This window comes from Ensifer meliloti, assembly GCF_030064585.1.
GTDB lineage: Bacteria > Pseudomonadota > Alphaproteobacteria > Rhizobiales > Rhizobiaceae > Sinorhizobium > Sinorhizobium meliloti.
The window spans coordinates 518,153-539,400 of record NZ_CP120364.1; the positions used below are offsets into that span (position 1 = coordinate 518,153).

Annotated in this window: 19 protein-coding genes; 10 read left to right on the forward strand and 9 right to left on the reverse strand. The window is 63.3% G+C overall.

Features of this window, described 5'->3' with window-relative positions:
- Nucleotides 1-70: 70 nt before the first annotated feature.
- Complete coding sequence (locus tag PZL22_RS02295; RefSeq protein WP_284718439.1) at nt 71-1,492, reverse strand: pyridoxal phosphate-dependent decarboxylase family protein; 1,422 nt, start codon at nt 1,490-1,492, stop codon at nt 71-73.
- Between the two features lie 42 nt (nt 1,493-1,534).
- Entirely contained in the window at nt 1,535-2,974 is a 1,440-nt protein-coding gene (locus tag PZL22_RS02300; RefSeq protein ID WP_003526194.1) for an FAD-binding oxidoreductase, read from the reverse strand.
- A 243-nt stretch (nt 2,975-3,217) separates the two neighbouring features.
- On the opposite strand from PZL22_RS02300, the gene rfbF reads away from it, so the two are divergent.
- The 3 genes from rfbF to PZL22_RS02315 are packed head-to-tail and all read left to right on the forward strand — an operon-like array spanning nt 3,218 to nt 6,291.
- Nucleotides 3,218-3,985 (forward strand): glucose-1-phosphate cytidylyltransferase, encoded by a 768-nt coding sequence (rfbF, locus tag PZL22_RS02305; protein WP_003526195.1) that lies wholly within the window; start codon nt 3,218-3,220, stop codon nt 3,983-3,985.
- On the forward strand, nt 3,982-5,052 hold the full coding sequence (rfbG, locus tag PZL22_RS02310; RefSeq protein ID WP_003526196.1) for a CDP-glucose 4,6-dehydratase: 1,071 nt from the start codon (nt 3,982-3,984) through the stop codon (nt 5,050-5,052). The genes rfbF and rfbG overlap by 4 nt, the downstream gene beginning before the upstream one ends.
- A gap of 6 nt (nt 5,053-5,058) precedes the next feature.
- Nucleotides 5,059-6,291 (forward strand): class I SAM-dependent methyltransferase, encoded by a 1,233-nt coding sequence (locus PZL22_RS02315; RefSeq protein ID WP_003526197.1) that lies wholly within the window; start codon nt 5,059-5,061, stop codon nt 6,289-6,291.
- 21 nt (nt 6,292-6,312) lie between these two features.
- On the opposite strand, the gene PZL22_RS02320 is transcribed toward PZL22_RS02315, so the two are convergent.
- The gene (locus tag PZL22_RS02320) at nt 6,313-7,200 is read right to left on the reverse strand and encodes a helix-turn-helix domain-containing protein (RefSeq protein WP_284718440.1); all 888 of its coding nucleotides are present in this window, start codon (nt 7,198-7,200) and stop codon (nt 6,313-6,315) included.
- 245 nt (nt 7,201-7,445) lie between these two features.
- Here PZL22_RS02320 and PZL22_RS02325 point away from each other — a divergent pair, with 245 nt between their 5' ends.
- The 5 genes from PZL22_RS02325 to PZL22_RS02345 all read left to right on the forward strand — a co-directional run bounded on the left by PZL22_RS02325 (nt 7,446) and on the right by PZL22_RS02345 (nt 14,228).
- Complete coding sequence (locus tag PZL22_RS02325) at nt 7,446-8,873, forward strand: arabinose isomerase (protein ID WP_003526201.1); 1,428 nt, start codon at nt 7,446-7,448, stop codon at nt 8,871-8,873.
- A gap of 73 nt (nt 8,874-8,946) precedes the next feature.
- Nucleotides 8,947-10,008, forward strand: a complete 1,062-nt coding sequence (locus PZL22_RS02330) for a sugar ABC transporter substrate-binding protein (RefSeq protein ID WP_003526202.1) — start codon at nt 8,947-8,949, stop codon at nt 10,006-10,008.
- Nucleotides 10,005-11,501, forward strand: a complete 1,497-nt coding sequence (locus PZL22_RS02335) for a sugar ABC transporter ATP-binding protein (RefSeq protein ID WP_127515719.1) — start codon at nt 10,005-10,007, stop codon at nt 11,499-11,501. The genes PZL22_RS02330 and PZL22_RS02335 overlap by 4 nt, the downstream gene beginning before the upstream one ends.
- Complete coding sequence (locus PZL22_RS02340) at nt 11,494-12,489, forward strand: ABC transporter permease (RefSeq protein WP_010976073.1); 996 nt, start codon at nt 11,494-11,496, stop codon at nt 12,487-12,489. Before PZL22_RS02335 ends, PZL22_RS02340 begins: the two co-directional genes overlap by 8 nt.
- Before the next feature lie 2 nt (nt 12,490-12,491).
- Nucleotides 12,492-14,228, forward strand: a complete 1,737-nt coding sequence (locus PZL22_RS02345) for a CocE/NonD family hydrolase (RefSeq protein WP_003526206.1) — start codon at nt 12,492-12,494, stop codon at nt 14,226-14,228.
- Between the two features lie 46 nt (nt 14,229-14,274).
- Here the strand turns inward: PZL22_RS02345 and PZL22_RS02350 are convergent, their stop codons facing one another.
- From PZL22_RS02350 to PZL22_RS02360, 3 genes are read right to left on the reverse strand one after another with little or no spacing between them, the layout of a single operon-like run.
- Nucleotides 14,275-15,051, reverse strand: coding sequence for a cephalosporin hydroxylase family protein (locus tag PZL22_RS02350; RefSeq protein ID WP_003526207.1), 777 nt, complete (start codon nt 15,049-15,051; stop codon nt 14,275-14,277).
- A 1-nt stretch (nt 15,052) separates the two neighbouring features.
- Nucleotides 15,053-15,895: an NAD-dependent epimerase/dehydratase family protein gene (locus PZL22_RS02355; protein WP_003526208.1), complete on the reverse strand. Its 843-nt coding sequence runs from the start codon at nt 15,893-15,895 to the stop codon at nt 15,053-15,055.
- The gene (locus tag PZL22_RS02360) at nt 15,895-16,383 is read right to left on the reverse strand and encodes an acyltransferase (RefSeq protein WP_003526209.1); all 489 of its coding nucleotides are present in this window, start codon (nt 16,381-16,383) and stop codon (nt 15,895-15,897) included. The genes PZL22_RS02355 and PZL22_RS02360 overlap by 1 nt, the downstream gene beginning before the upstream one ends.
- 136 nt (nt 16,384-16,519) lie before the next feature.
- On the opposite strand from PZL22_RS02360, the gene rfbC reads away from it, so the two are divergent.
- Nucleotides 16,520-17,059 carry a dTDP-4-dehydrorhamnose 3,5-epimerase gene (gene rfbC / locus PZL22_RS02365; RefSeq protein ID WP_127515723.1) on the forward strand — a complete coding sequence of 180 codons (540 nt, stop codon included), beginning with the start codon at nt 16,520-16,522 and terminating at the stop codon, nt 17,057-17,059.
- Nucleotides 17,060-17,083: 24 nt separating this feature from the next.
- Here rfbC and PZL22_RS02370 read toward each other — a convergent pair whose 3' ends face one another.
- From PZL22_RS02370 to PZL22_RS02380, 3 genes are all read right to left on the reverse strand, one after another.
- On the reverse strand, nt 17,084-17,845 hold the full coding sequence (locus PZL22_RS02370; protein ID WP_003526212.1) for an ABC transporter ATP-binding protein: 762 nt from the start codon (nt 17,843-17,845) through the stop codon (nt 17,084-17,086).
- Nucleotides 17,839-18,906: a FecCD family ABC transporter permease gene (locus PZL22_RS02375; RefSeq protein WP_411974186.1), complete on the reverse strand. Its 1,068-nt coding sequence runs from the start codon at nt 18,904-18,906 to the stop codon at nt 17,839-17,841. Before PZL22_RS02375 ends, PZL22_RS02370 begins: the two co-directional genes overlap by 7 nt.
- 129 nt (nt 18,907-19,035) lie before the next feature.
- On the reverse strand, nt 19,036-20,169 hold the full coding sequence (locus tag PZL22_RS02380; protein ID WP_003526214.1) for an ABC transporter substrate-binding protein: 1,134 nt from the start codon (nt 20,167-20,169) through the stop codon (nt 19,036-19,038).
- 105 nt (nt 20,170-20,274) lie between these two features.
- On the opposite strand from PZL22_RS02380, the gene PZL22_RS02385 reads away from it, so the two are divergent.
- Nucleotides 20,275-21,084: a class I SAM-dependent methyltransferase gene (locus PZL22_RS02385; RefSeq protein WP_003526215.1), complete on the forward strand. Its 810-nt coding sequence runs from the start codon at nt 20,275-20,277 to the stop codon at nt 21,082-21,084.
- The last annotated feature ends 164 nt before the right edge of the window (nt 21,085-21,248 follow it).

Consider the following 21,248-nt stretch of genomic DNA (forward strand, 5'->3'; position numbering starts at 1 on the left):
CTGCTAACCGCAAGGGCGTGGAGAGGTTCCGATACGCGCCGCCCTTCTTTCGGAGCCGGGCAAAAGCGCCTTACACCTCAGTGCCATCACGAACGGCGCGCCAGGCGGCGATGATCGCCCCGGCGGCTACCTCGCCGGCGCGGTCGTCTGTCAGCCAGGAGATGACCGACATCCGCATCACCTTGCGGCCTCGCCAGACGGCGCCACCGGCGAACAGGATGCCGTCGGCCTGCAGCCGGGCGGTCGTCGCCTGGGTCAGCCGGTCGCCTTCCTCACCCGGCATTGCCGCTCCGAAGCGCACAAGGACCTGATTGAGGGCTACCTCGTTCAGGACGTTTATGCCGTCTTCGCCGCTCAGCCGCTCGGCGATGGCGCGGGCGACGCGGCAGTGCCGGTCGACCATGGCGGCAATGCCTTCGCGTCCCAGATGCTTGATCATCGCCCAGGTGGCAAAACCGCGGGCTCGGCGCGACAGTTCGGGCACGAAATGGCTCGGGTCGCGTTCACCTTCGGTGGTCGGCGGCAGGTAGCTCGCGGCGATCGTCATCGCCCGGCGATGCGCTTCCTGATCGCGGATGATGGCATATCCGCAGTCATAGGGCGTCTGCAGCCATTTGTGCCCATCGGTCGCCCAGGAGTGGGCTTCGTCGATCCCGTCGGTGAGCCCGCGCTTTCCGGGAGTGGCGCGCGCCCAGAGGCCGAAGGCGCCGTCGACATGAACCCAGGCGCCCAAACCCCGGGCAATCGGCATAATGCCGGCGAAGTCGTCGAAGGCACCGGTATTGATCTGTCCTGCCTGCAGTATCGCAATGCAGGGACCGGAGACCTGCGCCGCTGCCCCGGCAAAAGCCGGCCCGGTGATGCGACCCATGTCGTCGGTCTGGACGCGAAGGACGCGGTCGTGCCCGAAGCCGAGAAACTGCAGCGCCGAAAAGACCGTCGCATGCGCGTCGTCGCCGATCAGGACCGCGACCGGCGGCGCGCCGAAGAGGCCCTGCGCCTCGACATCCCATCCGGCCTGCCGCAGCACCTCTCCGCGCGCTGCGGCAAGGCAGATGAAATTGGCAAGCGTCGCCCCGGTCGCAAAACCGACGGAACTCTCCCGCGGCAGGTCGAGAAGATCGAGCAGCCAGTTGGCCGCGATCGCCTCGGCGGCGGCTGCGGCCGGCGCCGCGTGGTGGTTGCCGGCGTTCTGGCCCCAGGCGCTCGTCATCCAGTCGGCCGCAACCCCGACCGGATGCGAACCGCCGATGACCCAGCCGAAGAAGCGCGGCCCCGTCATCGCGTGAAGCCCCGGCTCCGCCTTGGCGGCAAGCTCGCCGATCACTTCGCTACCGGCGCTTCCCCGTTCCGGCAGAGTTTCACGAAACGTCTCCAAGGCGGCGGGGTAGGATAGCTCCGGCCGCTGCGGCAGCTCCGCAATTTTCTCGCGGAAATGCGCGGCGTGCTCCGCCGCACGCTGAAGAATTTCGCGGGTCGTCTCCTCCTTCATGAACTGTCTCCAGGTGTTGCCTTACGAACGAGGCCGCCCGCTTCAGGCCGCCCCGCGTTCCTCTATCGGCCGGACGTTCTGGTTCATCCGGAAGAGATTGAGCGGGTCGTAATGCCGCTTGATCTCGACGAGCCGGCCATAGTTCGCGCCGTAGGCGGCCTCGACCCGGTCCATCTCATCCTCAGGCATGAAATTGACGTAGGCCGTGCCGGCGGCATGGGGTTTTGCCGCTTCGAAGAGATGCCTCGCCCAGTCGATGCAGGCCTGGTCCATCGCGGGGTCCCGCCATCGGCCATGCACGTTCATGACGAAGTGCGAGTTGCGCTGCGGGAAAGCGGTTTCCTCGGGCGCGACGCGACCGGCGGCGCCGCCGACATGGGCGATGAATATCTCGCATTCCGGGCCCGGCAACTGCCGGATTGATTCGGTGAGAATCCCGATCGCCTGATCGGAAAGCTCCATGAAGTCGTGGCTCTTCCAGTAGTTGCGGGCACCCGGAGCGAGTAAGGGGTCGAAAGCCTGCTGCCAACCGACGAAGGGATGCGGCGATACCACGTCGGCGATCGGGTTGCCGATCGCCCGCAGCCCCGCCATCGCCTTCTCGCCCGCTTCGAGATCGCCGCAATAGCACATGGCGAGCACGACGACCTCCTTGCCTTGCCATTCGGCCGGAAGGAAGGGCAGCGGCGGCGCCTGGCGCATCACCACCCAGCAGGTGAGTTCGTCCGGCGCATTTTCGAGCGCCTGCCTATATTGCTGAAGCACGCTTCCGGCTTCGGCAAAGGGATGGATGACGAGCCCGGAGAGCACCTCGGGGCCGAGTTCGTGCAGGCGGAATTCGAAGGCCGTCACGACCCCGAAATTGCCGCCGCCGCCCCTGATGGCCCAGAAAAGGTCGCGGTGTTCGGTGGGGCTCGCCCGCACCAGCTCGCCGTTCGCCGTGACCACATCGGCCGAAAGCAGGTTGTCGATCGTCAATCCGAATTTGCGCGTGATCCAGCCGAACCCGCCGCCGAGCGTCAGGCCGGCAATACCGGTCGTCGAGTTGATGCCGGTCGGCAATGCAAGACGGAAGGCCTGCGTCTCCATGTCCAGATCGGCAAGCGTCGCTCCCGGCTCGACCCAGGCCGTCTTCGTCGTCGCATCGACCCGAACCGACTTCATCGGCGTGAGATCGATTACCATGCCGCCGTCGCAGACCGCGTTGCCGGCGATGTTGTGACCGCCGCCGCGCACCGCGACGAGCAACTGGTTCTCCGCCGCGAAGCGCACCGCATTGACGACGTCGGCAGCTCCAGCGCATTGCACGATCAGCCCGGGCCTACGGTCGATCATGCCGTTCCAGATCGTGCGCGCCTCGTCATAGGCGGCGGCGGTCGCAACCAGGACGCGCCCGCGAAGGCGCGCGGTAAATGCCTCGATTGCCGCGGCGCTGACCATTGTTATTCCGCTTTGTAGATTGGTGAGGCACATGTCGTTCATGATTCGCTCCTCCCGCGGTGAACCATTGCCCCCAGCGGCGGGCATTCTGCGCCTTTGCCCTGCACCCGGCAAGCAGACCCGCGGTCGCCGTCCCTAGTCCTTTGGAGTTAGGTTGCAGGGCGCCGACACGGGTTCCCGCCACCGCAATTGTTGCAATCGCGGCTAAAATGCTCCAATGAACCGCCGGCGCGGCAATCCGCGAAATGGCGGTCGAAGGCAGTATGGAGAGGGAAAGTCGTGGGCATGAAGGTGGTCATTCTCGCCGGCGGATACGGCACCCGCATTTCGGAGGAGAGCCACCTCAGGCCGAAGCCTATGATCGAGATCGGCGGGCGCCCGATCCTCTGGCACATCATGAAGATCTACAGCCATTACGGCTTTTCGAATTTCGTTATCTGCCTCGGCTATCGCGGCTACATGATCAAGGAGTACTTCTCCAACTACGTTCTGCATTCCTCCGACGTCACCTTCGACATGGCGACGGGCGAAACAGCCTATCACACGAAGAGTGCCGAACCCTGGCGGGTGACGCTGGTCGATACGGGACCGGAATCCATGACCGGCGGCCGCCTGAAGCGTGTCGCCGGCTATCTCGGCGATACCTTCTGCCTGACCTATGGCGACGGCGTCGCCGATGTCGACGTTCGCGCGCTCACCGAATTCCATTTGCGTCACGGCCGCGAGGCGACGGTGACGAGCGTCGTGCCGCCGGGACGCTATGGTGCGCTCGCCACCGAAGCCGGGCAGGTCATGAGCTTTACCGAAAAGCCGGCCGGCGACAACGGCCGTATCAATGGCGGCTTCTTCGTTCTCAATCGCTCCGTGCTCGACCGCATAGAGGGAGATCACGTCCCCTTCGAAAGCGCGCCGCTCGAGGGCCTGGCGCGTGACGGGCAGCTGATGGCCTTCCCGCATGACGGTTTCTGGCGCCCGATGGACACGCTGCGCGACAAGACCCAGCTCGAGGAGCTCTGGCAGCAGAACCGCGCTCCCTGGAAGATCTGGGCGTGAGCCGTCTCCCTGATCCGGAATTCTGGGCGGGAAAGCGCGTCCTGCTGACCGGCCATACGGGCTTCAAGGGGAGCTGGGCGGCTGTATGGCTCAAAGAGATGGGCGCGCATGTGACCGGCTATGCCCTTCCGCCCGCCTCCCGGCCGTCGCTCCATGACTTGCTGCATCCGAGCGGAGCCCCGGGCGGGCAATTCGGCGATATACGCGACGGTGAAGCGATTGCGACGATTGCACGGAAGAGCGAGCCGGAGATCGTCCTGCATATGGCGGCGCAGCCGCTGGTCCGCGAAAGCTATGCGGCGCCTGCCGAAACCTTCGACGTCAATGTCATGGGCACGGTCCGGCTGCTCGAAGCGGCCCGTGCGACGCCTTCCGTGAAAGCCGTTCTCGTTGTGACGACGGACAAGGTCTATCGCAACGACGAGAGCGGACGGCATTTCCGGGAGAGCGACACGCTCGGCGGGCACGACCCCTATTCGGGCTCCAAGGCAGCCTGCGAGCTTGCCGTCGCAACCTGGCGCAGCGCCTATCTTAGAGAGTGCGGCATTCGCGTCGCCACGGCACGAGGCGGCAATGTGATCGGCGGCGGCGACTTTTCCGCCGACCGGCTGGTGCCCGACGTCGTGCGCGCCGCGCTTTCCGGCACCCGGCTCAATATCCGAAGCCCGCTCGCGACGCGCCCCTGGCAGCACGTGCTCGATTGTCTCAACGGCTATTTTCTCTTCGCCGAGGCGCTCTTCAAGGGCGAAAGCGATGTCGACGCGCTGAATTTCGGCCCCTCGCCCTCCGAGCAGGCGATCCCCGTGCGCGACGTGGCGAACGCGGTGCAGGCCGCGATGGGGCTCGACCCCGAATGGGACGACGTCTCGGCGCTCGAGCAACCGCGCGAGATGCGAACGCTCGGCCTTGATCCGGCTCTCGCCGGCGAGACCCTCGCCTGGCGCCCCCGCCTCGCCCAGAGCCAGGCGATCGAGTGGACCGCGCGCTGGTACGACGGCTGGCGTCGCGGCGAAGCTGCGCGTCAGCTCACGCTCGATCAGATAGAAGCATTCACGAAAGGCCTTTGACCCAAGATGTCCCACTCCTGCCGCTTCTGCTCGACCCCGCTTGAAACCGTTGTGGCCGACCTCGGGGCGACGCCCTGGTCCAACTCGTTTCTCGAACCGACCGAGGAGGCGATCGCCCGGGAGAAGGCTTTTCCGCTGAAGGTGATGGTCTGTTCCGAATGCCTGCTCGTCCAGACGACGGAGACGGTCCCGGCCGACGAAATCTTCAACGCCGACTACCACTATCTCTCGTCATTCTCGACGAGCTGGCTCGACCATGCGCGCCGTTATGCAGAGGCGATGGCCGAACGCTTCGCTCTCGACGGCCGCTCGCAGGTGGTGGAAGTCGCGTCGAATGACGGCTATCTGCTGCAGTATTTCGCGGCCAAGCGAATTCCGGTGCTCGGCGTCGAGCCGGCGGCCAATGCCGCGAGGATCGCCGAAGGCCGCAACGTGCCGACTCATGTCGCCTTCTTCGGCCGCGACACAGCCAACGCGCTCGTCGCCCGCGGCATCCGCGCCGATCTCACCGCCGCCAACAATGTGCTTGCGCATGTGCCGGATATCGCCGATTTCGTCAGCGGCTTTGCGATCCTCCTGAAGCCGGACGGCGTCGCTACCTTCGAGTTTCCGCACCTCCTGCGGCTGATCGAAGGCATCCAATTCGACACGATCTATCACGAGCACTATTCCTACCTGTCGCTCGCGGCCGTCGAACGTATCTTCGCCGCTTGCGGGCTGAAGGTCTTCGATGTCGAGGAACTGCCGACCCATGGCGGCTCGCTGCGCGTCTACGCCCAGCCGGTGACCGGAACGAGACCGGCGACCGAGACGCTCGCAGAAGTGCGGGCCGAGGAGGAAAGCGTCGGGCTCACGCAGATGCCCACCTACGCCGCCTTCGGCAAGCGCATCGCTTCGGTCTGCGATGGATTCCGCGCGTTTCTCGCGGACGCCAGAAGCGAGAACAAGCGCGTGGCGGCTTATGGCGCGGCGGCAAAGGGCAACACCTTCCTGAACGTCTGCGGGCTCACCGCGTCGGACATCGACTTCATCGTCGACCGCAACGATCTGAAGCAGGGCAAGCTCTCGCCCGGCAGCCACATTCCGATCTACGATCCCGCCAGGATCGAGGCCGTAAAACCCGACTATGTCGTCATCCTGCCCTGGAACCTGACCGACGAGATCGTCGCCGCCCACGCCTATATCCGCTCCTGGGACGGCCGCTTCGTCGTCGCCATTCCGCAAGTGCGGGTGATCTGAGCCGGGCTGCCGCGCTGCACCTCATTCGCCCAGGCTGCCCGATCGCCTCCGGTATTCCGACGGGCTGCATCCCATCAGATCCTGGAACTGGGTCGACAGGTGAAAGGCCGAGCTAAATCCGAGCAAGGCGGCAATTTCCTTGATAGGCTTATCCGTATTGGTCAGGATGTCCTGTGTCCGCCGGATCCTGAGCGCCATCTGGTGCTGCTTGGGTGAGGCTCCCGTCTTCTCCTTGAATACCCTCCGGAAATAGGAATAGCTGACACCGAGTTCGCGGGCAATTTCCTCGACCGGCATCTGGTCCGCACAGCGTTCCATCAAGAGCACGCGCGCCCTTTCGACCAGCCGGTCCGCAGGAGCAGCGGAGGCGCCTTCCTGCTGCTGTGAGAGTAGCGCCAGCAATTGCAGGCCGAGCGTTGATAGAACCGGCTGGTTTTTCAAACCGTCTTCGACAGCACGGTCGTGAATCTCATCGAAAATGGCGGCGAATTCCGGCCCCGAGGGCAAGACGGGGCGCGCGGGGTCGATTAGGCCGATCGCACGCGCAAAGTCGAATGCCGGGCTTCGGCATTCTATCCAGTTCTCCGTCCAGCCCAGTTCCGGATCCGGAGCAAACCGATGCCAGACGCCGGGGAACAGGAGAACGATCGATCCGCCTTCCACCAGTTGCGTTTTCCCGCGCCGTCCGAATTCGAACATGCCCCGCCCGTCCGCGATCAGGATCACCTGATAGGCCTGGAGGATCCTCCCTCTTTTCCAGTCGAAGTGGTGGTCATCGGGATGACGTATCGGCGGGTAGATCGAATGCGGAGGTATTTTCGTATGGCCGGTCGATACTGCCGTGCACCCCCAGGCCGAACACAGCCTGTTATCGGGCAGATAGAGGAAATAGTTCTCCGCCAAAGGCATCCCCTCAGGATCACTTTTTATATGCTTCTGATCATTTTTGCGGAAAAGACCATGATGTCAATCCGCATGGCCGATGCTAGGGTTTACCCGGGGATGCAAGTTTCGGCTGTCGGCAACGGAAGCCGCCATGGCCGCAGGGAGAGCGCGGTCCTCGGAGGAGATATGATGAACCGATCGCCGCACGGGGCAGCAGGCACGAGCCTGCTGCCGGAGCATGATCTTTGCCTTGCGGTTGCGGGGCGCTCATGACGGACCGCATCTTGAAGGTGGGCCTCTTCGGCATCGGTCTGTCCACTTACTGGCCCCAGTTTGAGAGCCTGGAGGATCGGCTCACAGGCTATGTCGGACAGATGGCCGAGAAATTGGCCCGACCCGACATCGAGGTGGTGAACCTGGGCCTCATCGACTCTGCCGAGGCGGCATACGACGCTGGTCACCGCTTTCGCGAGGCCGATGTCGATATCATATTCCTTCACGTCACTACCTATGCTCTGTCGTCCACCGTTCTGCCCGTGGTCCGGCGAGCCCGCGTGCCGGTGGTGATCCTCAATCTTCAGCCTGCGGCCGCGATCGACTACCACAGCTTCAATGCGCTCGGCGACAGGACCAAGATGACCGGTGACTGGCTCGCCCATTGCGGAGCCTGCCCGGTACCGGAAATCGCCAATGTGTTCCGGCGGTCGGGCATCGCGTTCCACCAGATCACGGGCATGCTCAACGGCGATCCGCATGTCGACCGGGAGATTGGCGACTGGATGGACGCGGCGCGGGTCGCCCATGTCATGGCACATAACCGCCTGGGCGTGATGGGCCGGTACTATAACGGCATGCTCGACATCTATTCCGACCTGACCGCCCAAGCGGCCGCCTTCGGAACCCACATCGAGGTCGTCGAGATCGACGAGCTCGCCCGGCTCCGGCGCGAGGCGACCGAGGCGGAGGTCGAGCTTTGCCTCGAAAATATCCGGAGCGAGTTCGACATCCAGCCGGACTGCGATCCCGCCGAACTGCACCGGGCAGCGCATACGGCCGTGGCCCTGCGCAAGCTTGCCGAGCAGAAAAAGCTCGGCTCGCTCGCCTACTATTACGAATCGATGGCGGGGCATGAATACGAGGATCTCATCGCATCGGTGATCGTCGGCTGCTCGCTTCTGACGGCGGCAGGCATTCCGGTCGCGGGCGAGTACGAGATCAAGAACGCCCAGGCGATGAAGATCATGGACACCTTCGGCGCGGGCGGATCCTTCACCGAATACTACGCCATGGACTTCAACGACGACGTCGTCCTCATGGGGCATGACGGACCGGGGCACATCAAGGTTTCGGAAGGCAGAACAAAGATACGTCCCCTCAAGGTTTATCACGGCAAGGTCGGCTCCGGCATCAGCGTCGAAATGTCCGTCAGGCATGGTCCCGTGACGCTTCTTTCCGTGATCGAGCGTGAGGGCCGGATCGTCCTCCTATGTGCGGAGGGACAATCCGTGCCTGGTCCGATTCTCGAGATCGGGAATACCAACAGCCGCTACAAGTTCGATGTCGGGGCGCGCCGTTTCGTGGAGGACTGGAACGCGCAGGGGCCGGCGCATCACTGCGCCGTCGGCGTCGGTCACATCGCCCGCAAGATCGCAAAACTCGGCGAACTTCTCGGTCTGCAAGTGGTCCAGGTGTGCTGAACGGACAAATCCGGGAGAGCTGCAACTCGAGACCCGCGAGAAACCTATAGTCAACAGGTGAGGAGGACCTGAAATGCCTGCAGAAAAATCAACGAACTTCATCCGAGCGCGGCGGCTGATCGGCCTGTTCTTTGCCGCCACCATGGGGCTGGCAAGCCCGATGGCGACCGCGGCGGAGATCAATCTGGACGCACCAGCCCCGACCTTTCCTCCCGAGATCGCCAAGTTTCAGGCGATCGAGCCCGGCAGCGCCGAAGGCCTGACAATCGGATTCACCCAGCTCATTCTCGGCGTCCCTTTCCCCGATGCGCTTCAGGCCGGCATGGAGAAGGCTGCTGAAACGGCCGGCTTCAAGCTGGTCACCTGCGACTCCAAGCTCGACGCAGCGACGGCACTCAACTGCGCCCGCCAGTTCAAGACCCAGAATGTCGACGGCCTCGTCACATTTCAGGCGGACGCCGCCGCTGCTGCCAACATCTGCGCCGAGGGCCCGCAGGTGCCGGTCATCGCCATCGACATCGAACAGAAACCTTGCGAAACGGCCTTCGTCGGTGCCGCCAATTCCTATGCCGGCGAGATCGTGGGCCACGAGCTGGGTATGCACTTCGCCAAAAACTTCAACTGCGAGTACGACGCCTTCGTCTCGCTGGAATCGACGGCCGTCGGCGTCGTCAACGACCAGCGCATGGGCGGCATCCGCAAGGCATTCGAAGCGGTGTGCGGGCCGGTACAGAACCTTCGCATCATCGACACCGGTGCCGGCGGGCAGGCCGATGCAGCGCAGCGCCAGTTCACTGACACGTTGACGGCTCTTCCCGGCGCCACCAAGGTCATCACGGTCGGCATCAACGAGGACGTCGTCATAGCCGCCCTTGCGGCGGCGCGCACCCAGGGTCGCAACCAGGACCTGTATCTCGGCGTCCAGAACTTTGACCCCGACAATTGCCAGATCTGGACTGCGTCGCATTTCATCGCGACTGCCGCCTATTTCCCGGAGCGGTATGCCGAGCTGATCGTTCCCAATCTGGTGAAGGCCATCAAGGGCGAGACGATCAACCAGCAGATTCTCGTTCCGCATGAACTGATCACGCCGGAGAACATCTCCAAGGTCTATCCGGAGTTTGCCTGCAAATGACGGCGGATTTCCTCGCCGTACGCGGCATCAGGAAATCGTTCGGCCAGATCGAGGTTCTCCATGGCGTGGACCTCGATCTGCCGGCAGGAACGATTACCGCCCTTCTGGGGGAGAACGGGGCCGGCAAGTCCACATTCGTGCGGATCCTGGCCGGAGACCACATGCCCGACGGCGGCACGATCTCTGTGGACGGCGCCGTTGCCTCCTTTCGCGGTGTGGGAGATGCGCGCGCGGCGGGAATCCGTTTGATCGCCCAGGAGATCGCCGATGCGCCGACGCTCTCGGTGGCGGAGAACATTCTGCTCGGTGCATGGCCGACGCGGGCCGGGCTCGTCGATTACCGGTCCATGCGCGAACTGGCACGACAGGCGCTGGAAATGCTTGGCACCGAACTTCCACTGGAGGCGAAGGTCGCCTCTCTGCGGTTGGGCGAACGGCAGATCATCGAGATCGCCCGCTCCACGATAGGCGCCTCGAAATGCATTATTTTCGACGAGGCGACCGCGGCCCTCTCGGACGCGGAGGCACGCAAGCTCTTCCAGTTGATTCGGCGTCTTGCGGGACGCGGCGTCGCCATTCTCTACATCACCCACCGGCTCGACGAAGTGTTCGCGCTTGCCGACCGGGTGTGTGTCCTGCGCGACGGCCGCGTTTGCCTCGATCGCGCGGCGGGCGACGTCACTCAGGACCAGGTCATAGAGGTGATGGTGGGCCGCGCGGTCGCTTATGCGCGACATGCCGTACCGCCATCGACCGACGCTCCTCCGGTGCTGAAAGCAACCGGCCTGGGGTCTGCTTCCTTCTCAGACGTTTCCTTTGCGTTGCGCCCGGGCGAGATCCTGGGCGTCTACGGTAAGGTCGGCTCGGGCGTTCAGGAATTGTCGAGTTCGCTGGTCGGCGCGCGCGCATTCGACGAAGGAACACTGTATGTGGAAGGCTCGCCGAGGCACTTCCGGCACCCGGCGGACGCGATTGCGGCTGGCATAGGCCATCTATCGGCGGATCGCGCGGCCGACGGCCTACTTCGCACGATGACGCTTGCGGAAAATCTTTCAGCTCCCAGCTGGGGCCGCCTGGCCAGGCGCGGCTTCGTGAACCGCCGCAAGCTGCGCCAGGCCTATTGCCGCTGGCATCGCTCGTTGCACATCAAGGCCGCCGCTTCCGGCGAACAACTGATCACGGAACTGTCCGGCGGCAACCAGCAGAAGGTTCTGCTAGGCCGGTGGCTTGAAGCCGGTTCGAAAATCCTCGTGCTGAGCGAACCGACACGCGGCGTCGACGTCGGCGCCCGCCAGGAAATTTACCGCGTGCTCGCCGGACTGGCTGCCAAGGGCCACGCCATCGTCGTCGCCACCTCGGATTACGAGGACATCACGGCCGTTGCCAGCCGCGCGCTGGTCATGGTGCGCGGACGGATGGTCGCTGAGATCCCGTACGAGCGCATTTCGACTGAAGCCCTGACTGAAGCCGCAGGAGGCGGTGTCCATGCCTGACAATCTTCAATCCGAGACCCTCCCCATGGCCGATCTGGAGCGCAACCGGAACAGGGCGGCAATCCGCAGGGCGCCGGAATCGGCCGCCCTGCTCGCATTCCTTGTTGCGGAGATCATCTTCTTCTCGCTGAGCTCACCCTACTTCCTGACCTGGGGAAACTGGGTCAACGTCTTCACCGCGCTTTCGATCACCGGCGTTCTTGCCGCGGGAGGCACAATGCTTCTGATTGCGGGCCAATTCGATCTGTCGGTCGGTAGCGGCGTCGCCTTCGTCGCCCTCGTGCTGGCCTTGACCATCGACAGCCTGGGGGTTCTGCCGGCCAGCGTGCTTGCGATGCTCGTCGGCGTCGGAATCGGCCTGATCAACGGCTTTCTGGTGACGAGGATCGGTGTCAACGCGCTCATCACAACGCTCGGGACGCTGGCCATCTTTCGCGGCCTCACGCAGTCCATCGGCGGCGGCAGGAATATCCCGATCGCCAATTTCGACTGGGCTATCTGGCGTCCCTTCCTGAACATTCCGCTCTCGGCGCTCGTCTTCCTGCTCGTTGCTATCATGGTCGGCATCGTGCTCAAACGCTCCGTCTTCGGCCGCTCGATCTATGCGATCGGCGCGAATGAAAACGCTGCCCGCCTCGTCGGCATCAGGACCAAGGGCGTGGTATTCGCGGGCTTTCTCCTCTCCGGCGCCTTCATCGGGCTCGGCGGTCTCATCAGCGCCTCGCAGCTCGGCTCGACATCCGGAACCACGGGTCTCGGATTGGAGCTTGCCGTCGTCACGGCAGTCATTCTCGGAGGTACCTCGCTGAAGGGCGGGACCGGCACCATGCTCGGTACCGTGATCGGATTGTTGATTGTCGGCGTTCTCAACAACGGCTTGACGCTGATGAACGTCAACTCGTCCTGGCAGCAGGCCGCCACGGGCTTACTTTTGATCCTGGCCGTGTCTTTCGATCAGCTCCGCCAGCGGCTCGTCGGCCGACGGTGAACATGATGCACACGCAATCGACGATCCGCCTGCTCGACAATATAGATGTCCCGATGAGCGATGGCGTGAGGCTGAAGACGGATATCTGGCTACCCGCGACGGAAGAGCCGTGCCCCGTTCTGCTGCAGCGAACGCCGTATCGTCGGGAGACGCCGTTCGGCTCCCAGTACATTTCAGCATTGGAGTTCCAGACGGCTCTAGGACGGGGCTATGCCGTCGTCGTGCAGGATACGCGAGGGCGTTACGGCTCGGAAGGCGATTTCACCCCCTTCCAGACCGAGGCGAGCGATGGGGCGGATACCATCGGCTGGCTTCGTATGCAGCCGTTCTGCAACGGCTCGGTTGCGATGTTCGGCGCCTCCTATGTCGGTGCGACGCAGATCCTCGCTCTTGCGGAAAACCCGGAAGGTTTGAAGGCGATAGCGCCGCAGCTGACCACAGCCCGCCACGGCGAAACCTGGATGTATCGCGGCGGAGCGGTGGAACTCGCCTTCATACTGCTTTGGGTGATCGAATCGCTTGGTCCCGATCATCTGCAGCATCGTATCTCTTTCTTGCCGGCAGGCATGCGCGAGCGTGCCCGGGCTTTGTTGCAGACGTTGCGGGAGAGCCCTCACGCCGCCTTCGAGCGTCTTCCGGTCCTCGATGACGCGATCATCGAGCTTGCACCATACCTCGCGGACTGGCTCGATTCGAAAGCGATCGCCGGCGAGCGCAACCGCGACCGTCTCGAATGGGTTGAGAAAAGTCGGGCGGCGCTGCTCGTGGTCGGCGGCTGGAACGACATCTTCGTGGAAGGGACGATCGAGCTCTTCGAGAAGGCGAGATCGCGCTGGTCCCGAGGCGAGTACATGCCAGACCGCCTTATCATCGGTCCCTGGTCGCACGGCAACCCGACCGACTGGCAGGGCCGGGAGTGGCTGGGTTACGCTGCGTCCACCGTCGATCTCCCGGAGGAAACCCTAAGGTTCTTCGACAGCGCTCTCGAGGACCGGGAACCGGCATCCCCCGTGGTCCGCTACTTCCGCTCCGGATCCAACACCTGGCACGCCGCGCCCGACTGGCCCCTTCCGGACAGCATTGAGGTGTCGCTCATTCTCGATTGCAGCCGGTTTTCGCTCGGCTCCACGCCTGCCGAACAGGCGAGCGCTTCCTTCATCTCCGACCCGTTGAAGCCGGTTCCCACTGCCGGTGGCGCCACTTTTCTGCCCGGCCTTTTGCTCGGCCGCAACTCCGGCCCGGTGGACCAGGCCGCGATCGAAGCGCGCGACGATGTCGTGATTTTCACCGGCCAGCCGCTGGGTGAAGATCTGGAGGTTACGGGACTAGTCAGAGCACGGCTCTGGGTATCGTCCTCAGCCGCAAGCTGTGACTGGACGGCACGGCTCTGCGAAGTCGGCGCGGATGGCGGAAGCTCCGGCATTGTGGACGGCATCCTGCGCTGGTCCCGTTCGAGACAAGCAGGAGGCGAACCACAAGAAATCGCCGTGCGCCTCGGTCACATCAGCCGCCTGTTCCGCAAGGGATGCCGGCTCCGGCTGCAGATCGCCTCGTCGAACTTTCCACGCTTCGACCGCAATCCGCAGTCCGGCATCCCGCCGACCTTGGCGAGAGCCTCCGATTTCATCAGAGCAGAACAGCGCATCTTCTCGGGAGAGGCTTTCCCAAGCCGACTCATCCTGCCAGTGGTGACCACGAGCTATGCGCAGGCGGAAACGCTGTCGGCACTGGGAAGGTAAGATACTTGCAGTCGCGGCGATCTCCCTCAAACGGGAAGCGGACCGATCAAAGCCTCTTCAGGAAGCCATCCGGCGCAACGGTCACCATCAACTTGTTCTGAACCGACCGGTCGATCTCGAACTCAGGATGCGACTTCAGATACTCATGCACCGCGGTCTTCGGATTGTCGCCCACGTCCCAGGGGCGGTCGTCGAAGAAACCCGCGGGCATGTCTTCGACCAGAGTGTCGAAGACCACGCAATAGCAGCCGGCCGTCACCAACGGCGCATAGGCTTCGAGTTCGGCGAGCACATGCGCATGGGTATGCATGGAATCGAGGCATACCATGACGCGGCTGTAGCCGGCCGACGCCTCGCGCACCTGCGCGACGATGTCCGGATCGATGGAAGATCCCTCAAACATCTGGATGCGGCTCGCCAACGGATGGCTCTCGATCGCCGCGCGGTTGTGGGGGCGGATGTCGATGTCGATGCCGATGACCTTGCGCTTGGACCGGCTGGGGTCGAATGAAACGCCCGCCTCGATCGCGTCGCACATGTCGAGCATCGCGAGCAGCGAGGCGCTCATGATCAGCGAGCCGCCATGCGCGATCCCCGTCTCGATCACCAGATCGGGCCGTGTCGCCCAGATCAACTCCTGCATCGCCACGATATCCTGCGGATATTGGATGATCGGGCGCCCCATCCAATCGAAATTATAGACGTAGCGCTTCGCCATAGAAGCCTCGCGCCACCGGTTCGAAAGCGCCTGGAAATCGCCGTCACGGCCATAGCCGTCGATCGCGGCCGCCCGCTCGGTGCGGAATTGTTCGATGGGGTCCATGTCAGATCCTGCTTCTTGTGGAGGGCCGCGGGTGGGAACCGGTATCCGGCTCTCCCTCGCCCAGGATTTCTGCGATGCGCTCTAGCACAGGTGCTGCAGCAAAAGCGAACTCGTCCTTCGACCTGTCGACAGCGATCGGTGCGAATGAAATCGTCGGCGCACCTTCGTCCACAGCTACGGAGCATTTCGTCCGGGATTGGATGGCTGCGCACCACTCGGCGTGGCTCGTCTGACGCCCGCTTGCGACGTTGTAGACGGAATGGCGGCCCTCCTGCGCGATCCGCAAGAGGAGGTCCACGGCATCGTCGATCCAGATATAATCCTTGCTCGAATCGAGCGCGGTTTGGAGCTGGATACGGCCGCTGCCTGCCTCACGGCACAGCGCGCCCAGGAACGTGTCCGACTTCGCCTCGCCGGGCCCGACGACGTTCGACAAGCGGGCGACCCGCACCTTCTCGCGGCCCGAGGCGAGGCAGATCGCTTCCCCCGTCAACTTGGAGAGATTGTAGAGATCCGAAGGATCGAGAGGCGAGGCCGTCAGCCGGGCTTCCTCGCGCGTATCTTCGCTGCCAGCATAGACTCGAGTGGACGAGAGATAGAGAAAGGACGAAAACCCATTCTCACGCAGGAGCTTCGCTGCGAGCGAGACATGCGCTTCGATCGTGTCGAACGGCCGCGTGCGGAAATCGGCCGTAAGGCCGATGGCATAGACGACATGGCCGAGGTCCTCGCCGGCCGCAGGCATAGCGGCGCGGGAAGGAACACGCACCTCGGCACCCCGGTTGCGCAATCGGCGGACGAGATTGCGCCCGATGAAACCGGAGCCGCCGAATACCGTGAACATCACGATCGCACCCCCAGGCGCCTCAGCGGATTGCCGCCGCAGACGGTGTAGGCTTCGACCTCGCCGCGCACGATGGACCCGGCAGCGATGACACAGCCCTTGCGCAACAGGGCGCCGTCCAGGATCACCGAATTCGCCCCGATCCAGACATCCTCCTCGACGACGATGCCGCCGCGGCTCGGCAGGAAGCCCTGTTCCCGGATCAGGCGATCCCGGTCGCCATAGGCGTGATTGACCGGAGCGAAGGTACAATTGGCCGCGATCAAGACATTGTCGGCGATGCTTATGCCATTGCCGGTGTAGAAAACGCAGCCGCTGTTGACATAACAGAAGCGGCCGATCGTGAGATCGCCGGTGCCGCCCGCCGGTTTGATCTTGACGAAGCTGTCGATGACCGATGCCTCTCCGACGACGATCTGTGTACCCCGCACGGAATCCTCGATATCGCAAAGCGGGCTGATCTTAGCCGAGGGATGCACCTCGATCATGATGACTCCGATATCCGGGCGCCGGAATTTCCCGGCGTCAAAGGCTGTTTGAGGTCTCTCTTTTCCAGTTAGCGCTTGCCGCGTCAACGCCGGATCGTGCAAGAAGCACCGGTTGAAATGTTCTCTCGAGGGCCTCATGTCGCGGTTCAGCCGTCTCTCCACGCCACTCGCCGGCCTGACTGTCATCGAGCGCAAGCAGACGGGTGACGAACGCGGCTTTTTCTCACGCTTCTTCTGCCGGGACGAATTGCGCGATTTCGGAACTGACGGAACGATCTCGCAGATCAACCACACCCTGACGCGAGCGAAGGGCACGATCCGTGGCATGCACTTCCAGCGGCCGCCCCATGACGAGGCGAAGTTCGTCTCGTGCCTGGCCGGCGCCGTTTTCGACGTCGCCGTCGACATCAGGCCGGATTCACCCACCTATCTGCAATGGCACGGTGAAATCCTGAGCGCCGAGAATGCCCGCTCGATGATGATCCCCGGCGGGTTTGCCCATGGCTTCCAGACGCTGAGCGGCAGTTGCGAACTCGTCTACCTGCACGACAAGCCCTACGCGCCCGACGCGGAAGGCGGGCTCAATCCGCTCGACCCGCGGCTTGCCATTTCCTGGCCGCTCGAAGTGGCGCAGATGTCGGAGCGCGATCGCGCCTTCGCCTTCATCTCCGCTTGAGGCCGCAGCCGAAGCGGCGGCGCTTCACCCGAAGGTGATGGAATCGTCGACGATGATGACGGGCCGGCCGCGGGAGCAGGCTTCGACCCGCGCCTCGACGCGGTAGACGGATTTCAGCATGTCGGCCGTGACGACCGTGCGCGTCGGGCCGCTTGCGACGACGGAGCCGCCGCTGATCACGATCGTGTCTTCGCAGTAGCGCAGCGCATGATTGAGATCGTGCAGGGCGATCAGTACCGCCATGCCGGATTGAGCGGCGAGGCGCTTCATGAAGCCGAGCACCTCGATCTGGCGGAAGAGATCGAGCGCCGAGGTCGGCTCGTCCATCAGGAGAACCTCCGGCTTGCGCACGAGCGCCTGTGCGATCGAGACGAGCTGGCGCTGTCCCCCGGATAGTTCGCCAAGTCCGCGGAAGGCGAGATCGTTGATCTTGAGCGCCGCGAGCACGCGATCGATCTCCGCCAGTTCGCCGTCCTTCACCTTCCATCCCGATCCCTGCTTCGCAGAAAGCAGAACCGACTCGTAGACGGTCAGGACGGCATTGGCGCCGGTGTCCTGCGGCATGTAGCAGATCGCCTCAGCACCCTTGGCCGTGTCGGATAGGTGGACGAGGCCGGGGCCGGCGGCAAGGCCGGCGATCCGCTTGAACAGCGTCGACTTCCCGGCCGCGTTAGGGCCGATGACGGCGGTAAGATGCCCGCCTTTCAATGTCCCGGTATTGATGTCGGAAAGAACGACGCGCCGGCCATAGGTCGCACCGACATCCTTGAGGGCGAGGCTTACCATGCGCGCTTCCTGTTGGTGAAGATCAGCACGAAGAAGAAGGGGACGCCGACGAGCGCCGTGATGATGCCGATCGGCAGCACCGCACCGGGGATGAGCATCTTGCTGACGACCGAGGTGACGGAGAGCAGCAGTGCGCCGCAAAGCACCGAGGCCGGCAGGAAGAAGCGCTGGTCTTCGCCGACGAGCATGCGGGCGATATGCGGCCCGACCAGGCCGATGAAACCGATCGTGCCGACGAAGGAAACCGGGATCGCCGCGAGCAGACTGACCGTCAGCATCGTTTCGAGCCTGAGCCGGCGGACATTGATGCCGAAGCTCGCCGCCTTGTCCTCGCCGAGCCGCAGCGCGGTCAGCGCCCAGGCGCGCCTTGCAAAGATTGGCACCGCAACGAGCAGCACCGCGCCGGTGACCCAGACCTTCGGCCAGGTTGCCTTGGTGAGGCTTCCCATGGTCCAGAACACGACCGCCGCCAGCGCCTGTTCGGATGCGAGATATTCGAGCAGCGCCAGCGCCGCATTGAAGGTGAAGACGAGCGCGATACCGAGAAGGACGATCGTCTCGACGGTGACGCCGCGCATTGTGGAGGCGAAATGGATGAAGAGCGCCGCCACCATCGCCATCAGGAAGGCGTTGACCGGCACCATATATTGAACGGCGACCGGGAACACTGCGACGCCGGCGACGAGCCCGAGCGCTGCGCCGAAGCCGGCGGCGGCCGAAATGCCGAGCGTGAACGGGCTCGCCAGCGGATTGGCCAGGATCGTCTGCATTTGCGCACCCGCCAGAGACAGCGAGGCGCCGACCGTCACCGCCATCAGGGCGATCGGCATGCGTATATCCCAGATCACGACGCGGAGCTGATCGCTCACGGTCTCGGCATTAAAAAGCGCCGTCAGGACGTCGGAAAGCGTATAGTTTGCAGGGCCGAGCGCCATATCGACGGCAACGGAAACGAACAGCGCGGCAACGAGGCCCGAGAGCATGACGAGCCGGCGAAAGACGAGGGCGCGGTATCGTCCGCGCCCTTCGATGCTTGCGATTTCCTCGGCGACAGCAGCCATCATTCGCCTCCGCCGATGAGCGAGACCAAATGATCTGGCCGACAGGCGACCGGAAGGACTTTCCTCGGTATTCGCATTCGAACCTCGCGAACAGGAGATCGGAGGGCTTTCGCCCTCCGATCCGAAGCCTTACCGGCTTGCATTCAGGGAAACGAAGTAGCCGCTCTTGTACGGCAGCGGCAGGAAACGCTCGTGCAGTTCCTTGAACGTCGCCTCGGGATCGAGATCGCCGAAGAGGTCCGGGTGGAGCCACTTTGCCATCTGCTGAATGGCCACGAACTGATAGGGGTTGTTGTAGAACTGATGCCAGATGGCATGGACGTTGCCTTCCTTGACTGCCTTCACACCCGTGAAAGCCGGACGCTCGGTGAGACCTTCGAGCTTACGCTGCGCCTCCTTCTCGTCCGCGCCATAGCCGACGCCGACCCAGGCCCCGCCGGGCACGTAACCTTCCCAGTTACCGCCCGTAATGATGATCTGGTCGGGATTGGATGCGATGACCTGCTCCGGATTGACAGTGCCGAAGGTGCCGGGAATGATGTCCTTCGCCATGTTCACGCCGCCTGCGAACTCGACCATCCTGCCGAAATTCTCGTTACCGAAGGACATGCAGCAGTCATCCGAATAACCGCCGGCGCGCTCCATGAAAACGAGCGGCTTCTTCGGGTTGGCCTTGGCGAGGGTATCGGTCACCTTGGCGATGCTGTCGGCGCGGAACTTGATGAATTCCTCGGCCTTTTCCTCCTTGCCGAAGAGCTTGCCGATGAGGCGCATGCTCGGCTCGGTGTTCTCCATCGGCTTTTCGCGGAAATCGACATAGACGAGCGGGATACCGACCTTCTCGAGCTTCTCGATATAACCAGCCTCCTCCGTCGCCGTTTTGGCGTCGATATTCATCAGCATGACGTCGGGCTTCAGCGCGACCGCCTGTTCGATGTCGAAGGTTCCGTCCTTCATTCCGCCGAAGGTCGGCAGCTTGGCAATGTCAGGGTACTTCGCGAGATAGGCGGCGTAGGTTTCCGGGTCGGCCTTGGCGAGGTCGTCGCGCCAGCCGACGACGCGCTTGAACGGCTCGTCCTTGTCGAGAGCGCCGACGAAGTAGATCTGGCGCCCCTCTCCAAGGATCACATGCTCGACCGGCACGTTGACCTCGACCTCGCGACCGGTTACGTCCGTCACCTTGAGGGTGTCGGCAAGCGCAACGCTTGAAATGAATAAGCAGAAACCCGCAGCGGCAGCGGCCACCTTGTTGAAAAACTTCATCGTTCCCTGCTCCATGAAAATTCGATGCCTTCTAATATTTCATGACTTTACCGGTCAACATATATCTTTTAGAACGCTTCCAAACAGACGAGACCGGGACCGAAAATGAGCGACGTGGCAACGCGGCCCAACTATGATCTTCGCGACGAAATCAAAGCCTATTGGTCGGAACGTGCGGCCACTTTCGATCTCTCTCCCGGCCACGAGATTTTTTCCGAGGAGGAACGCGCCGCTTGGCATCGGCTCATCCTGCGCCATCTCGGCGAAGGAGCCGGCCGCTCGGCACTCGACCTTGCAAGCGGGACCGGGGTGGTCTCGCACCTTCTCGACGACCTCGGCTTCCGGGTGGCTGGCATGGACTGGTCCGAACCGATGCTCGAACGCGCACGGCAAAAAGCGAAGAGCCGCGGACGCGATATTTCCTTCCGCATGGGCGATGCGGAAAATACCATGGAGCCGGACGACCATTATGACGTGGTCGTCAACCGGCATCTGGTATGGACGCTCGTCGATCCGGCCGCGGCCTTTAGGGAATGGCTTCGCGTGCTGAAGCCAGGCGGCAGGGTGCTGATCGTCGATGGCGATTTCGTCAATGTGACCCGGCTCGAACGGTTCTTTTCGTCGCTCAACGCTTGGGGGCAGCGTGTCGGGCTCCTGAGACCCGACGCGCCGTCCCAGCCCCGGGAGATGCTGGAAACGCATCGAAGCATACTTGCCCGCGTCCACTTCTCGCAAGGGGCGCGCGCCGAGGCCGTAGTCGGGCTGCTGCGGGCCGCCGGGTTCGCCGATACAACAGTCGATACCGATCTCGGAGAGATACATCGGATGCAGGCGAAGAATTGGAATGTGTTCAAAGGCCTCGCACGAAGAAGCCAGCACCGCTTTGCGATCCGCGCAAGCAAACCGGTGGCCTGATACCGGCCTACTGAACAGGCTGCGCGCAGCGACGGGCCATAAAGCACTCTTGAGCTTCGACGTGTCGGTGCTCTAGATCACGTTCATGCTTTTGGGTCGAGTCGACCTAAAAGCATGAACGTGATCGATTCCAAGAAGTTAGAGCGGGATGCGGGCGGAAAACC

Bases quoted from the DNA above. Each gene is read 5' to 3' on its own strand.
- PZL22_RS02295 (WP_284718439.1), bottom strand. From the start codon at position 1,492: ATGAAGGAGGAGACGACCCGCGAAATTCTTCAGCGTGCGGCGGAGCAC.
- PZL22_RS02300 (WP_003526194.1), bottom strand. From the start codon at position 2,974: ATGAACGACATGTGCCTCACCAATCTACAAAGCGGAATAACAATGGTC.
- rfbF (WP_003526195.1), top strand. From the start codon at position 3,218: ATGAAGGTGGTCATTCTCGCCGGCGGATACGGCACCCGCATTTCGGAG.
- PZL22_RS02315 (WP_003526197.1), top strand. From the start codon at position 5,059: ATGTCCCACTCCTGCCGCTTCTGCTCGACCCCGCTTGAAACCGTTGTG.
- PZL22_RS02320 (WP_284718440.1), bottom strand. From the start codon at position 7,200: ATGCCTTTGGCGGAGAACTATTTCCTCTATCTGCCCGATAACAGGCTG.
- PZL22_RS02325 (WP_003526201.1), top strand. From the start codon at position 7,446: ATGACGGACCGCATCTTGAAGGTGGGCCTCTTCGGCATCGGTCTGTCC.
- PZL22_RS02330 (WP_003526202.1), top strand. From the start codon at position 8,947: ATGCCTGCAGAAAAATCAACGAACTTCATCCGAGCGCGGCGGCTGATC.
- PZL22_RS02335 (WP_127515719.1), top strand. From the start codon at position 10,005: ATGACGGCGGATTTCCTCGCCGTACGCGGCATCAGGAAATCGTTCGGC.
- PZL22_RS02340 (WP_010976073.1), top strand. From the start codon at position 11,494: ATGCCTGACAATCTTCAATCCGAGACCCTCCCCATGGCCGATCTGGAG.
- PZL22_RS02345 (WP_003526206.1), top strand. From the start codon at position 12,492: ATGATGCACACGCAATCGACGATCCGCCTGCTCGACAATATAGATGTC.
- PZL22_RS02350 (WP_003526207.1), bottom strand. From the start codon at position 15,051: ATGGACCCCATCGAACAATTCCGCACCGAGCGGGCGGCCGCGATCGAC.
- PZL22_RS02355 (WP_003526208.1), bottom strand. From the start codon at position 15,895: ATGTTCACGGTATTCGGCGGCTCCGGTTTCATCGGGCGCAATCTCGTC.
- PZL22_RS02360 (WP_003526209.1), bottom strand. From the start codon at position 16,383: ATGATCGAGGTGCATCCCTCGGCTAAGATCAGCCCGCTTTGCGATATC.
- rfbC (WP_127515723.1), top strand. From the start codon at position 16,520: ATGTCGCGGTTCAGCCGTCTCTCCACGCCACTCGCCGGCCTGACTGTC.
- PZL22_RS02370 (WP_003526212.1), bottom strand. From the start codon at position 17,845: ATGGTAAGCCTCGCCCTCAAGGATGTCGGTGCGACCTATGGCCGGCGC.
- PZL22_RS02375 (WP_411974186.1), bottom strand. From the start codon at position 18,906: ATGGCTGCTGTCGCCGAGGAAATCGCAAGCATCGAAGGGCGCGGACGA.
- PZL22_RS02380 (WP_003526214.1), bottom strand. From the start codon at position 20,169: ATGAAGTTTTTCAACAAGGTGGCCGCTGCCGCTGCGGGTTTCTGCTTA.
- PZL22_RS02385 (WP_003526215.1), top strand. From the start codon at position 20,275: ATGAGCGACGTGGCAACGCGGCCCAACTATGATCTTCGCGACGAAATC.